The organism is Streptomyces sp. CNQ329, from assembly GCF_000482585.1.
Genome location: NZ_AXVU01000007.1, coordinates 89,512 through 102,409, shown reverse-complemented (window position 1 = coordinate 102,409; position 12,898 = coordinate 89,512). Strand labels below are relative to the sequence as shown.

The window sequence follows — 12,898 nt, the reverse complement described above, 5'->3', positions numbered from 1 at the left end:
CCCGGCTCCGTGCGTCCGTGCGATGCCGGAGGCGGTCCAGGCGCCGATATGGGTTTGAGCGCGCGGCGGGGTCGGAACGAGACTGCGGGAGGAGCCGTGCCGCGACACGGTCCCCCGCTCTGCCGCACGTCCGTCGTCCCGGCGCCGACAGCCACCCCTTCGAAAGAGAGCCCTCCGATGGCCACCGCCTTGCGTCGCCGGCGCCTGTCGCTGTCGCTGATGTTCCTCATACCCGGGCTGGCGCTCTCGTCGTGGGTGACCCGCACCCCGGACGTCCGCGACGAGCTGGGTGCGTCCACTGCCGAGATGGGCTTGATCCTCTTCGGCCTGTCCGTGGGCTCCACGATCGGCATCGTCAGCTCCGGGGCGCTCGTGGCCCGGATGGGCACCCGGCCGGTGATCGGCGGCGGCACGGTGCTGATCGTGCTCGGGGTCGCAGGGGTCGGCACGGGGGCGCTGGCGTCCTCGGCGGCGCTCGTCACCGCCGGGCTCTTCGCGTTCGGCCTCGGCGGCGGGTCGGGCGAGGTCGCGCTGAACGTGGAGGGCGCGGAGGTCGAGCGGCTGCTCGGCCGGTCCGTGATGACCACGCTGCACGGGTTCTTCAGCCTCGGCACCGTGGTCGGCGCGAGTCTCGGCATGCTGGCCACGGCCGCCGGCTTCCCGGTGCCGTGGCATCTGCTCCTCATGGCCGGCGTCGCGCTGGCGGTCTTCCTCGCCTCCTTCGGCGACATCCCCGGCGGCGCCGGCAGGCCGGCGGCCACGGAAGACGCCGTCGACGGGGCCGGGGAGGCCGCCGACGGCAGCGGCGGTCAGGCCGCCGGACGGCCGCTGTACAAGGACACCCGGCTGCTGCTGATCGGCGCGGTCGTCCTGGCCATGGCGCTCGCGGAGGGCGCGGCGACGGACTGGCTGCCGCTGTTGATGGTCGACGGCCACGACCTGGACGCGGCGCTGGGATCGCTCGTGTACGTGGGCTTCGCCGCCGCCATGACCGCCGGCCGCTTCTGCGGCGGCTTCTTCATCGACCGCTTCGGGCGCTACCTCGTGATCCGCACCAGCGCGATCTCCGCGGCGCTCGGGCTCGTCGTGGTGATCTTCGTCGACCACCCGGTGGCCGCCGGCGCCGCGGTCCTCTTCTGGGGTCTCGGCGCCTCGCTGGGGTTCCCGGTCGCCATCTCCGCCGCCGGCGACTCCGGCCCGAACGCCACGGCCCGGGTGAGCCTGGTGGCGATGATCGCGTACGCGGCCTTTCTGGTCGGCCCGCCGGGCCTCGGCTTCCTGGGCGACCACTACGGACTCCGCTCCGCGATGATCGCCGTCCTCGCCCTGGTCGCCACGGCGATCTTCCTCGCCCCCGTGGTCGGCGAACGCCGCCGCGCGGTGGCGGACGTCAAGAACGAGCCGAAGACTGCCCCGCAGCCCGCCGCCGAGCCCGTGGACGAGACCGCGTGGACCGACGGCGACCGCTGAACCAGCGGCGCCCGTGCGGCGCGTTCAGCGGGAGCCGAGCATCTGAAGCAGCCGGCCGGCCGGCAGGGCGTGCCGGGTACGGCCCTTCGGACCCGTCGTCGTGATGGCGGCCAGCAGGGAGTTGAGCACCGCCTCCTCGACGGCATCCATGACCCCCTCGAAGACCGGGTCGAGTTGGGCGTCCGCAGGCGGCCGGCCGCCGGGCCGTACGCCGAAGGCGATGGCGTAGTCCCCGCTCCCGTGCCCGTACGACGCGCCCGTCCTGGCCAGCGCGAAGACCGCGCGCCGCGCCACCCGGGTCAACTGCCTGGCGTCCAGCGGCGCGTCGGTGGCCGCGACGACCATGCACGAACCCGCCTCCGGCGCGGCCTGCGGGCCGGGGACGCCGATGTCGGCGGGGGAGACGGTGCGGCCGAGAACGCGCAGCGTGCCGCCGAAGTTCGCCTGGACCAGCACGCCGACGCACGCGCTCCGCCCACCGGCCTCGACCAGCCGCGACGCGGTGCCTACGCCCGCCTTGAAGCCCAGCGCGGCCACCCCCGTGCCCGCGCCCACGCACCCCTCCGCGACCGGCCCGCCGACCGCCCCGTCGAGCGCGGCGCGTACGTGCTCCGCCCGTACCGGCCGGGCGCGGAAGTCCGACAGCACGCCGTCGTTGCACTCGCCGACGACCGGGTTGAGGCTCGTCACGTCCGCGCACGCGGGCCGCCGCAGCATCCAGCCGACGAGCGCGTCGGCCGCCCGGAACGCCGACAGCGTCGAGGTCAGCAGCACGGGCGTCTCCACCGTGCCCAGCTCGGCGAGTTGCGTGCTGCCGATCAGCTTGCCGTACCCGTTCCCGGCGAACACCCCGGCGGGCAGCGGCGCCCCCGGGTGTACGTCGCCGGGCACGATCGCCGTGACGCCGCTGTGCAGCAGCGGGGGCTCGCGCAGTGTCACGTGTCCCACGCGCACGCCCGGTACGTCGGTGATCGCATCACAGGGGCCGGGCGTGCCCCGGTCCGTCACCAGCCCCAGGTCGCGGGCGCGGCGCCCGCCCGCCGCGGCGAGTTCGTCCATGAAGCCGCAGGCTACGCCCCTTTGGCCGGCCAAGGCATGTTCCACACCTGCGGCACGCCGGTGTGACGGGACGCGGTGACACGGCGGTGGCCGTCCGCGGTGAGCGCCGCCGCGGGAGGGGGCGCCACTCCTCAAGGAAGGCGCGGGCCGTGTCCGGCGGCGCGGCCGGGTCCCGGTGCGGGTGCCGCCGCCGAGCCCCGTCGCCGCCTCCGGTGATCACGTGGCGCCCGTCCGGCGTCATCGCAGGCGACTGGATCCGGCCGCGCTGCCGCGCGGGCACCGGGCCTTCCGGTAACAGCCGCTCCCGCCACCCTGGCACGCCGTACTCCCCTCCTGGGGCACCGCCGGATCACCGAAGGCCGCGACGGACCACCGCGGTCCGGACGTGGCCGCCCCAGGCTGCCATGCGGATTCCGGGACCCCTCCCTGGATCCGTCAGCGGACACACGGGCCCGGCGGCACGCCGCGGCGCACCGGACCTGGCAGCAGGGCTGGATCTGAAGGGCTGCCGCGCACGCGGCAACACCCCGTGCCCGCGGGCGGGCCGGGGCTCCGGCCGCCGGGCTCCGCCGTGCCGGGTCCCGACGGCGGGGTCCGGTGCGCCCGGCGGGCGGTTACGTCAGCGGGCCAGCAGCGCGCAGTGGCGGCAGGCGCGCGCGGAGGCGGCCAGCCGGGTGTGCGCGAGCAGGGTGAGCGCCGCCGCCAGCGCGCTGACCGGCCAGTCCTGCGCCAGCACCGCGCCGGCGCTCAGGGTGAGCGCGCTGACCGCGAGCGCCACCGCCGCGGTGGTGCCCGTCCAGGCCACCACGATCGGCAGCCGCCGCGGGGTGGCCAGCCGGCGCGAGACACCGCCGGTGGCGGCCAGCGACCCGGCGGCGAGCAGCGCGGTCAGCGCGGCGAGGCCGCCGAGGTTGGCCACGAGTACGTGCACGGCCGCGGGCAGCCGCCCGCCGGCGTCCTTGTCGGTGGCCCCGAGCAGGTACCAGCAGGCCATCAGGAACGGGACGATGAGTGCGACGACCCGGGCGGTCTGCCGGGCCTGGGCGATGGTCAGCTCGCGCTGGAACGAGGGTCCGACCTCCTCGACGGTGCCGAAGTCGCGCACCGCGCGGGCCGCGGCGGCGGCGCGGGACGGGGCGTCGGCGTACGCGTCGGCGGCGTCGGCGAGGCCGTCGCGTACCTCCGCGAGCATCCGGGACTTGGCGCGCACGGGCCCGTACAGCGCGGTGTCCAGGGCGGCGAGGTGGTCCTCGATCGCGGTGCGGGCCGGGGCCCCGTCAGCGTCGCCGGACCCGCCCGCGGTGCCGGCGTCGCCGGCCTCACTGCGAAGGCCGCGGTGGCCGCGGGCCCTCACGTCGCCGGCCTCGGCGCCCGGCCCGGGTCCAGGACCGAGCCGATCGCGCTGGTGAACTCCCGCCAGGCGGTGCGCTCGTCGGCCAGCGCCCGCCGTCCCGCGTCGGTCAGCTCGTAGCAGCGCCGCCGCCGCTCACCCACCGACTCCCACGTGCTGCGCAGCAGGCCCGTGCGCTCCAGCCGGTTGAGAGCCGGGTAGACCGTGCCCGTACGCAGCTCCAGCGCGCCCGCGCTGCGCTGCTGCACGGCGGTGATGATCGCGTACCCGTGCAGCGGGCCGCCTTCGAGCGCGGCGAGCAGCAGTCCGTCCAAGTGCCCGCGTACCGGATCGCCTCTCATGGGCACCCACCCTACCTCCTCTTGTTGGTGTGCTATGTATTGGTAGCCAACATATTGAGCCTCTGGGAGGGTGCGGTGACGAAGTTCCTGCTGTCCGTACACGTGCTCGCGGCGATACTCGCCGTCGGGCCGATCGCCGTGGCGGCGTCGGTGTTCCCCCGGATCGTCCGGCAGCCGGCCGCGGCCGACCCCGCGCACCGCGACGGGACCGCCGCGTTCCTGCACCGCATCTGCCGCGCGTACGCGGTCGTGGGCCTGGCGGTCCCCGCCTTCGGCGTGGCCACCGGCGCGCAACTCGGTGTGCTGACCGACGCCTGGCTGCTCGCCTCGATCGCGCTGACGGCCGGCGCCGCGGCCCTCCTCGCCTTCGCGATCCTGCCCGGACAACAGCGCCTCCTCGCCCGGCCGGGCGGCGGAGCCCCCGCAGCGGAGGGCGACGGGATGCGCCCCGCGGCGAGCCGGCTGGCCATGCTCACCGGGGTCTTCAACCTGCTGTGGGCGGCCGTCGTCGTGCTGATGATCGTGCGCCCCGGCTCCACCACGGGGGCCTGAGCCGTGCGCGCGCTGCGGATCGCCGCCGCCGTCGAACTGATCACGCTCGTGGCCCTGCTGGCCAACCTGTTCACCGTGCACACCGATGCCGTCACCACCCTCGGCGGCCCCGTGCACGGCACCGCCTACCTCGCGGTCGTCGTCCTCGCCTGGGCGACGACCCCGGTGCGCACCGACCGCGGCACCCGGGCGCGGGCGGTCGTCCCGGGCGTCGGCGGCCTGCTGGTGCTGCGCCGGCTGCGCGGCGAGCGGCCACCGGCGCCGCCGGTCACGTGACGAGGCCGCCGAGCCGGGCGAGATAGCGGCGGCGCCGGTCGGCGAAGCCGTGGGCCAGAAGGTCGGTGCTGTCGGCGTACTGGTCCACGGACCCCACCGGCGGCAGCGCCACCAGCTCCGGTTCGGTGACCGTGGCCAGCAGCGCGGCGCAGAAGCGCTCGGCGCCCAGGACGAGGAACGGCCGCTCGTGGAACGGACGCACCGCCGGTGCCTGCGGCTCCGTCAGTCCCAGGCCGTTGTGCATCCGCGCCACCAGTTCGTACGCGGGCGACAACTGCCGCTCCCGCTCCCGCCAGCCGCGCGCCGCCAGCGCGCCGGACAGCAGCGGCCCGAGCTCCGCCGCCTCGGGCAGGGCGGCGAAGGCGGAGCCGAGCCACTTGCCGTACGGCGGGTAGACCCGGTGCATCAGCAGGCACAGCCGCATCAGCTCGCGCACCTGCCGGGCGGCGGTCACCGCGGACCCCAGGTCGTCCCCGACCTCCCCGCAGCGGCCGACGAACGGCTCCTCCTGGTGCAGCCGCTGCCACTGGCACGCCAGCACGTAGCGCCACACCTGGTCCGGATACCGGCCAAGGCTCTCCCGGTACGAGGTGAGCACCCCGGCGCCGTCATGGAACACCGCGCCGCCCGTCAGCTCCCGCAGCACCTGCCACGGAGCCGCCAGCCAACCGCCCGTGGACAGCCCGCCGTCCGGCACCTCGCCGAGCTGGCCGGCGAAGTACGCGGAGACGTCGAGGACGTCGACCCAGTGTCGCGGCTGCGTACCGCCGGGGAACGCGAAGCGCACCGGATGGCCGCCGAACCGCTCCGGAAGCTCCCGGTCGAGCAGCGCGGTGAGCCGCGCGGCGTGCGTCCGGTGTGCGGCAGGCGCGAGGAACACCTGCAGCCGCGGTCCCCAGGCGTGGTCCGTCGAGCGCGGGGTGTCGAAGCCCTGCACCTCGGAGCCCCAGCCCAGCAGCGCGGCGGCATACGGCGTTCCGGCCAGTCGTGCGTCGAGGAGCGGGGCGACGGCCTCGGCGTGGAAGTCGCGGGCCAGTTCGAGACCGGGGCGGAATGCGTCGCTCATCGCCGTCACCCTGGCAGACCCCGTGGCCCGCGGACCACCCGGTTTCCTTCGCCGTACCCGGCGGCCCGCCGTGTGGAGCGGGTCCCCCCGGCCAGCCTAGAGTACCCGGAAGATCCAGTCGGCGACCGCAAGCGGAGGCGTCACCGTGGCCGAGTCCGTGCCCTTCCCTCACGGGCCGGGGCGCACCGCCGGCGGCGAGCACTGCTGCGCCGGCCCCGCCCTCTCGTCCCGCGGCCCTGTCGCCGGACCGTTCGCCGGGAGGGCCCCCGCGTACCTTGGCGGGAGGCGGCGGTGAGCGCCGGGGTTCCGGGCCGGGCGCCCGGGGCCGTCCGGGACCTGCAGGAGCGGGCCGCGCGGGCGCTGCCCGCGGAACTGGTCGAGCACGCGGACGGCTGGTGGCTGCGGCACGATTCCGGGAGTTCCTGGTGGGTGGCCTCGGTACTGCCGCACGGACCGGAGGGGGCCGGGGGGCCGGAGCTGGCGCGACGGGTGGCACGCGCCGAGGAGTTCTACGCCCGGCACGGGGGTGCGGCGCGGTTCCAGATCACCCCGGCCGCCTGCCCCGCGGTCCTCGACGACCTGCTCGCCCGGCGCGGCTACCGCCGCGCGAATCCGGTGTCCCTGCAGGCCGCCGCGATCGCCGGGGTGTCGCGGCCGGACGCCGGAGGACGGCTGCGGGTACGGGTCGAAGACCGCCCGGGCGATGCGTGGTTCGGCGTCTGGCACGCCGTCCACGGCGGGGGCGCCGGCCCCGCCGGGTGGGGGCTGCTCGACCGGGTCGCCGGCCCGTCGGCGTACGCGCGCGTCCTGGACGGCGACGAGACGGTGGCCGTGGGCCGCGCGGTCGCCGACACCGGCTGGGCGGGTGTCTTCGCCATGGCCACCCTTCCCGCGGCGCGGGGGAGGGGCGCCGGCGGCCGGGTGCTCGGCGCGCTCGCGGGCTGGGCCGAGGAGCAGGGCGCGGCACACCTGTACCTCCAGGTGGAGTGCGACAACCCGGCGGCCCTCCGGCTGTACGCGCGCGCGGGATTCCGCGAGGTGTGCACCTACCACTACCGAACCGCCGGAGCAAAGCCGTGATCCGGCCGTCCGGCGACTCGCCCGGCGCACACCCCGTCTCCTGACAGCGGGACCGGGGGCACTGGACAATGGAGACGGTGGTGTAAGGCAGGTCGACGAAGGAGCGGCGATGAGCGGCAGCGAGACCGATGAGGCGGGCCGGGGCAACACGGAGTACGGCAGGAAGCGCTTCAAGCGCTCCCGCAGCCACTTCGCCGACCGGATCACCGCGGCCGGCGAGGACGGCTGGCCCGTCGAGGCCGGGCGCTACCGGCTGGTGGTCAACCGCGCCTGCCCCTGGGCCAACCGCACGCTGATCTCCCGGCGGCTGTACGGCCTGGAGCCCGCGATCTCCGTCGGCGTCACCGACCCGATCCAGGACGACCGGAGCTGGCGCTTCACGCTCGACCCGGACGACCGCGACCCGGTGCTGGGCATCCGCTACCTCAGCGAGGCGTACGACGCGCGCGAGACCGGCTACCCGGGCGGTGTCAGCGTGCCCGCGATCGTCGACGTGCCCAGCGGCAAGCTCGTCACCAACGACTTCCAGCAGATCACCCTGGACTTCGCCACCGAGTGGACGGCCCTGCACCGCGACGGCGCCCCCGACCTCTACCCCGAGGCGCTGCGCGACGAGATCGACGAGGTGATCGACGGCGTCTACCGGAACGTCAACAACGGCGTCTACCGGGCCGGGTTCGCCACCAGCCAGGACGAGTACGAGGCCGCGTACCGGGACGTGTTCCGGCAGCTCGACGAGCTGTCCGCGCGGCTGTCCGGCCGCCGCTACCTCGTCGGCGACACCCTCACCGAGGCCGACGTCCGGCTGTTCACCACCCTGGTCCGCTTCGACCCCGTCTACCACGGCCACTTCAAGTGCAACCGCAACAAGATCGCGGAGGACCCGGTGCTGTGGGCCTACGCCCGCGACCTGTACCAGACCCCGGGCTTCGGCGACACGGTGGACTTCGACCACATCAAGCGCCACTACTACGAGGTCCACACGGGCATCAACCCCACGGGCATCGTCCCCGCCGGGCCCGACCTGTCCGGCTGGCTCACCCCGCACCACCGCGAGCAGTTGGGCGGCCGTCCCTTCGGCGACGGTACCCCGCCGCCCCCGCCGCCCGAGGCGGAACGCATCCCGGCCGCCGGCCGCCCCTGATCCGGCGGCCCGCCCCGCCGCCCGCGAACCGGGCGCGGGCACCGCCGCGTTCTGGGACGGCATCGCGGCCGGCGGTCCGCGCGTCCCCGCCTCCTGGCTCGCCGCCGCCGGGTGCCGGCCCTCTGGGCCCGCGCCCACCCCTGCCCGGCGCCCTCACGGCACCTGCCCCGCGCCGCGAGCGGCCTGAGCGGCTTGCTTTTCCGCGTCCTCCGCCGCCCCGCCGGTGACCACACGCTCCGTTGCACGCGGCAGCGCCAGCGCCGCCGGCACCGCGGGCAGCAGCGCCACCGCCAGCACGAACGTCGCGTTGCGCATCCCGTCGGCCGTCGCTTCCCGCAGCGCCTGCCCGGCCAGCCCGTCGACGCCGCGGTTCGCGACGGCGACGAGCACGGCGATCCCCGTGGCCGTGCCGATCTGCAGCGCGGTGGACGCCACTCCCGAGGCGAGGCCCTGCTCCTCCGCGGCGACGCCGGTGCCGGCGGCTATCCACATGCACTCGTAGGTGACGCCCATGCCCAGCCCCACGACCACGATCCCGGCGAGCACGGTGAGGAACGAGCCGTCCGCCCGGAAGCCCGGCGCCAGCAGCGCCGCGCCGGCCGCGTTGAGCAGGATGCCGCCCGTGAGCGTGGCGCGGTTGCCGAAGAGGTGGACCAGCTTCTCGCTGAGGGCGTTTCCCGCGGTGATGGCCAGGGTGGGGCCGAGGAAGGCGAGCCCGGTCTCCAGCGCGCTGAAACCCAGCACGCTCTGGAAGTGAATCGTGAGGAAGTACGGCACGGCCTGCGTGGTGAACCCGAAGAGCAGGATGACGACGGTCGCCGCGCTCAGCGCCCGGTTGCGGAACACCCGAAGCGGCATGAGCGGGTTGCGCCCGCGCGCCTGGGTGCGCAGGAAGACGCCCAGCAGCAGCGGCGCCAGCGCCGCGGCGGCCACCACCTCGCCCGCGGTCCAGCCGGCTTCGGAGCCGTGCGCGACAGCGAAGATCAGCAGGGTCACGCCGGCGGTGCCCGTCAGCGCGCCCGGCACGTCGACGTCACCCCTGCCGAGGCGGCCGTCGGCAGGCAACAGGGCGAACGCGGCCGCCGCGCCGAGAGCCGCCATCGGGACGTTGACGAAGAAGACGGCCTCCCAGCCGAACGTCTGCGTCAGCACCCCGCCGGCCAGAGAGCCGGCCGTGAGACCGCCGGCACCCGCCATCGCCCACACCGTCAGCGCCCGGGTGCGCTCCCGGCCCTCCGGAAAGGCGGTGTTGACCAGCGACAGCACCGCGGGGAACAGCACCGCGCCGCCCAGCCCCTGCAGCCCGCGGGCGGCGAGCAGCACGCCCGGTACGGTGGCCAGCCCGCCGAGCACGGACGCCGCCCCGTACAGCACCATGCCCGTGACGAACATCCGGCGTCGCCCCAGGAGATCGGAGAGACGGCCGCCGAGCAGCAGGAAGCCGCCGTAGAGAACGGCGTAGACACTGACGACCCACTGCTGGGAGTGCGCGGTGAAGCCCACGTCGGCCGCGATGCCCGGCAGCGCCACGAAGACGATGGTGAGGTCCAGGCTGATGATCAGGTGCCCGAGCGCCAGCAGCGCCAGGGCCGGGCCGGGCCGCCGGAGGCGGGCGGGCGAGGGTGGATACGACATGGGTGTGCTCCGTCGCGGTGTGGTCCGGCGCAGCCGGCAGTGGGCCGCGCGGCGGGCTGCCGGCTGCGCCGGCGCGGTGCTCGTGACGCTAGGCCGGGGGGTCTACGTATCCGCATCAGCAAGTCTTCGGAATGCGTCCGCGGCGGCCGTGCGTTGTCGCCCTACGGGACGGGAGGACACGGCGTGCTGCTGGGGAGATCCGCCGCACAGGCGGCGCTGAAGGACGTGCTCGCGGGCGCGGGGGACGGACGCAGTGGCGTGCTCGTCCTGCGCGGCGAGGCCGGCATCGGCAAGTCCGCGCTGCTGGACTGGACCGCGGCCCAGGCGGCGGGGGCCGGGCTGCCGGTGCTGCGAGTGACCGGCTCCGAGGGCGAGGCCGAGCTGGCCTTCGCGGGCCTCGTGCAACTGCTGTGGCCGGTACGGGACGGGATCGACGGGCTGCCGGGGCCGCAGCGCGCGGCGCTGCGCGCGGTGCTGGACGCCGGCCAGGACCGCGGCCCCGACCGGTTCCTGACCGGCCTGGCCGTGCTCACGCTGCTGGCCGGCCTCGCCGAGCGCGGCCCGCTGCTCTGCCTCGTCGACGATGCCCAGTGGGTCGACCGGTCGTCCGCCGAGGCGCTGCTGTTCGCCGCGCGGCGGTTGGCCGCCGAGGGCGTCGCCATGGTGTTCGCGGTACGGGACGAAGGGCTCGACGGCCACGGCCTCGACGAGCTGCGGCTGCCGCGCCTCAGCGCCGCGGATGCCGCGGAGCTGATCGCGGACCGCGGGTTCGCCCCGGAGCTGCGCCGCCGGATCGTCGCCGAGTCGGCGGGGAACCCGCTGGCGGTGCTGGAGTTCGCCGCCGCGGCGGGCGCCGGTCCGGCCGGTGGGCCCGGTCCGCGCGAGCCGCTGCCGGTCGCGGACCGGGTGCTCGCCGGTTTCCGGGCCCGGATCGAGGGCCTGCCGGAACGGGCCCGGCAGATGGCCGTGCTCGCCGCCGCGGAGGGCCGCGGCGACCTGCCGGTGCTGCTGCGTGCCGCGCAGGCCCTCGGCACCGGCCTCGACGAACTCGACCGCTCCGGCCTGCTGCACACCACCGGCTCCACCGTCGCCTTCCGGCACCCGCTGATCGCCACCGCCGCCTACCGGGACGCCCCGCTGACCGCCCGGATCGCCGCCCACCGGGCGCTGGCCGAGGCCGCCGCCGACCCCGACTGCCGCGCCCACCACCTCGCCGCCGCCGCCACGGCTCCGGACGCGGGAGCCGCAGCCGAGATCGCCGCGGCGGCCGGACGTGCCCTGCGCCGTACCGCGTACACCGCGGCGGCCGGGCAGTTCCGGCGCGCGGCGCAGCTCGCCCCGGACCCGGCCGAGCAGGCGGGCTGGCTCGTCGCGGCGGTGAGCGCCGCGGCGTCGGCCGGGCAGCTCGACTGGGCCGCGGCGCTGGCGGAGGAGGCGGAGCCGCGGGCCGGGGACGGCGCCCTGCGCGCGGAGCTGGCGCGGGTTCGCTCGGTGGTGGAGTTCGAGCGGGGCGCACCCGATCGCGCCGCGGCCCTGCTGGTGCGGGGCGCGTCCGGGGCGGCGCCGGACGACGCGGCGGCGATGCTGCGTACGGCCGCCGGCTTCGGGTGGTTCGCCGGCAGCCCGGAGCCGGTCGGCGTCGCCGCCCGCAGGTTGCGCGAGCTGGGCCGGCCCGACGACGCGGCGGAGGCCATGGCCCACCTCCTTCAGGAGGACTACGCCCGCGGGGTGCCGCTGCTCGCGGCGTACGTCGCGCGGGTGCGCCGGGACTCGCGCAGGGCCGCGTACGAGACCGCTGACGAAGCCGGCGCCGGCCTCCGGCCGGTCGACGGCGACGAGCGCATGCAGGCCCTCTACGGCGGCATCATCCTCGGCGACGACGAGGCCGCTTTGGATCTGGCCGCCGACGAGGTCGAACGCTGCCGCACCGAAGGGCTGATCGGCCGGCTGCCCAAGGTGCTCCAGGCGCAGGCCATGGCGCAGCGGACGGCCGGGCTGCACCGCGCCGCCGCGGCGTCGGTCGCCGAGGCGGCGGCGATCGCCCGGGACACCGGGCTGCACCGCAGAACCGTGGAGCTGGACGTCGTCCGCGCGTGGCTGGCCGCGGCCGAGGGCGACGAGGAGCGCTGCGCCGAGCTGGCCGGTCGCGCCTCCGACACCGGCCGGGTCGCCGCCGACTGCGCGCTGAGCATGCTCGACCTGAGCCGGGGCCGGCACGCCGCCGCGCTGGACCGGCTGGAGGCGGCCTGGCGCGGCCCCGGCCGGCACACGACGGTGCTCATGGCCGCCACCGCCGACCTCGTCGAGGCCGCTGTGCGCCTCGGCCGCCCGGAGCGCGCGCACGCACCGTTCGACCGGTTCCGCCGCTGGGCCGAAGCCGGCGGCCCGCCCTGGGCGCTGGCGGTCGCCGCCCGCTGCGCGGCCCTGCTGGGCGGCGGCGAGGAGGCGTACCTGCGGGCTCTGCGGCTGCACGAGCAGGGCGGGCGGCCCTTCGAACGGGCCCGCACCGAGCTGGTCTACGGCGAGTGGCTGCGCCGCGAGCGCCGCCGCAGCGAGGCGCGCGCGCCGCTGCGCCGTGCACTGGAGTCCTTCGAGCGGCTGGACGCCGCCCCGTGGGCCGAGCGCGCCCGCGCCGAACTGCGCGCCACCGGCACCGCCGTACGCGCCACTGCGCCCGCCGCCCGCACGCGGCCGGCCGACCGGCTCACCCCGCAGGAGCTCCAGGCGGCCCGGCTGGCGGCGCAGGGGCTGAGCAGCCGGCAGATCGGGGCGCGGCTCTTCCTGAGCCCGCGCACCGTCGAGCACCATCTGTACAAGGCGTACCCCAAGCTGGGCGTGGCCTCCCGGGCCGAACTGGCCCGGCTGGACCTGGACGGTCCGGCGGCCGGCTGACGGCCCCCGGTCCACGCCTGCCGGGACGGCGG

Annotated in this window: 11 protein-coding genes; 6 read left to right on the top strand and 5 right to left on the bottom strand. The window is 76.4% G+C overall.

Annotation, left to right across the window (positions count from 1 at the left end):
- The first annotated feature begins 177 nt into the window (after positions 1 to 177).
- The gene (locus tag I003_RS0106675; protein WP_027770805.1) at positions 178 to 1,470 is read left to right on the top strand and encodes an MFS transporter; all 1,293 of its coding nucleotides are present in this window, start codon (positions 178 to 180) and stop codon (positions 1,468 to 1,470) included.
- Positions 1,471 to 1,494: 24 nt separating this feature from the next.
- Here I003_RS0106675 and I003_RS0106670 read toward each other — a convergent pair whose 3' ends face one another.
- The 3 genes from I003_RS0106670 to I003_RS0106660 all read right to left on the bottom strand — a co-directional run bounded on the left by I003_RS0106670 (position 1,495) and on the right by I003_RS0106660 (position 4,221).
- Positions 1,495 to 2,529: a P1 family peptidase gene (locus tag I003_RS0106670; protein WP_027770804.1), complete on the bottom strand. Its 1,035-nt coding sequence runs from the start codon at positions 2,527 to 2,529 to the stop codon at positions 1,495 to 1,497.
- Positions 2,530 to 3,148: 619 nt separating this feature from the next.
- Positions 3,149 to 3,883 carry a permease prefix domain 1-containing protein gene (locus I003_RS0106665; RefSeq protein ID WP_027770803.1) on the bottom strand — a complete coding sequence of 245 codons (735 nt, stop codon included), beginning with the start codon at positions 3,881 to 3,883 and terminating at the stop codon, positions 3,149 to 3,151.
- On the bottom strand, positions 3,880 to 4,221 hold the full coding sequence (locus tag I003_RS0106660) for a PadR family transcriptional regulator (protein WP_027742643.1): 342 nt from the start codon (positions 4,219 to 4,221) through the stop codon (positions 3,880 to 3,882). Before I003_RS0106660 ends, I003_RS0106665 begins: the two co-directional genes overlap by 4 nt.
- Positions 4,222 to 4,296: 75 nt before the next feature.
- On the opposite strand from I003_RS0106660, the gene I003_RS0106655 reads away from it, so the two are divergent.
- Together I003_RS0106655 and I003_RS0106650 are read left to right on the top strand one after the other, a co-directional pair.
- Positions 4,297 to 4,773, top strand: coding sequence for a hypothetical protein (locus I003_RS0106655; RefSeq protein WP_027770802.1), 477 nt, complete (start codon positions 4,297 to 4,299; stop codon positions 4,771 to 4,773).
- Between the two features lie 3 nt (positions 4,774 to 4,776).
- On the top strand, positions 4,777 to 5,049 hold the full coding sequence (locus I003_RS0106650) for a hypothetical protein (protein WP_027770801.1): 273 nt from the start codon (positions 4,777 to 4,779) through the stop codon (positions 5,047 to 5,049).
- Here the strand turns inward: I003_RS0106650 and I003_RS0106645 are convergent.
- Positions 5,042 to 6,115, bottom strand: coding sequence for a DUF4037 domain-containing protein (locus tag I003_RS0106645; protein WP_027770800.1), 1,074 nt, complete (start codon positions 6,113 to 6,115; stop codon positions 5,042 to 5,044). The two genes, I003_RS0106650 and I003_RS0106645, sit on opposite strands and share 8 nt — an antisense overlap.
- A gap of 291 nt (positions 6,116 to 6,406) precedes the next feature.
- Between I003_RS0106645 and I003_RS0106640 the strand changes: the two genes are divergently transcribed.
- The gene (locus I003_RS0106640) at positions 6,407 to 7,195 is read left to right on the top strand and encodes a GNAT family N-acetyltransferase (RefSeq protein ID WP_027770799.1); all 789 of its coding nucleotides are present in this window, start codon (positions 6,407 to 6,409) and stop codon (positions 7,193 to 7,195) included.
- A 109-nt stretch (positions 7,196 to 7,304) separates the two neighbouring features.
- Positions 7,305 to 8,339: a glutathione S-transferase C-terminal domain-containing protein gene (locus I003_RS0106635; protein ID WP_027770798.1), complete on the top strand. Its 1,035-nt coding sequence runs from the start codon at positions 7,305 to 7,307 to the stop codon at positions 8,337 to 8,339.
- A 153-nt stretch (positions 8,340 to 8,492) separates the two neighbouring features.
- Here the strand turns inward: I003_RS0106635 and I003_RS0106630 are convergent, their stop codons facing one another.
- Positions 8,493 to 9,974: an MFS transporter gene (locus I003_RS0106630; RefSeq protein WP_027770797.1), complete on the bottom strand. Its 1,482-nt coding sequence runs from the start codon at positions 9,972 to 9,974 to the stop codon at positions 8,493 to 8,495.
- 183 nt (positions 9,975 to 10,157) lie between these two features.
- Here I003_RS0106630 and I003_RS0106625 point away from each other — a divergent pair, with 183 nt between their 5' ends.
- Positions 10,158 to 12,866: a helix-turn-helix transcriptional regulator gene (locus I003_RS0106625; protein ID WP_027770796.1), complete on the top strand. Its 2,709-nt coding sequence runs from the start codon at positions 10,158 to 10,160 to the stop codon at positions 12,864 to 12,866.
- The last annotated feature ends 32 nt before the right edge of the window (positions 12,867 to 12,898 follow it).

Excerpts from the sequence above, each read along its gene's own strand:
- I003_RS0106660 (WP_027742643.1), bottom strand. The coding sequence starts at position 4,221 with ATGAGAGGCGATCCGGTACGCGGGCACTTGGACGGACTGCTGCTCGCC.
- I003_RS0106630 (WP_027770797.1), bottom strand. The coding sequence starts at position 9,974 with ATGTCGTATCCACCCTCGCCCGCCCGCCTCCGGCGGCCCGGCCCGGCC.
- I003_RS0106675 (WP_027770805.1), top strand. The coding sequence starts at position 178 with ATGGCCACCGCCTTGCGTCGCCGGCGCCTGTCGCTGTCGCTGATGTTC.
- I003_RS0106635 (WP_027770798.1), top strand. The coding sequence starts at position 7,305 with ATGAGCGGCAGCGAGACCGATGAGGCGGGCCGGGGCAACACGGAGTAC.
- I003_RS0106645 (WP_027770800.1), bottom strand. The coding sequence starts at position 6,115 with ATGAGCGACGCATTCCGCCCCGGTCTCGAACTGGCCCGCGACTTCCAC.
- I003_RS0106670 (WP_027770804.1), bottom strand. The coding sequence starts at position 2,529 with ATGGACGAACTCGCCGCGGCGGGCGGGCGCCGCGCCCGCGACCTGGGG.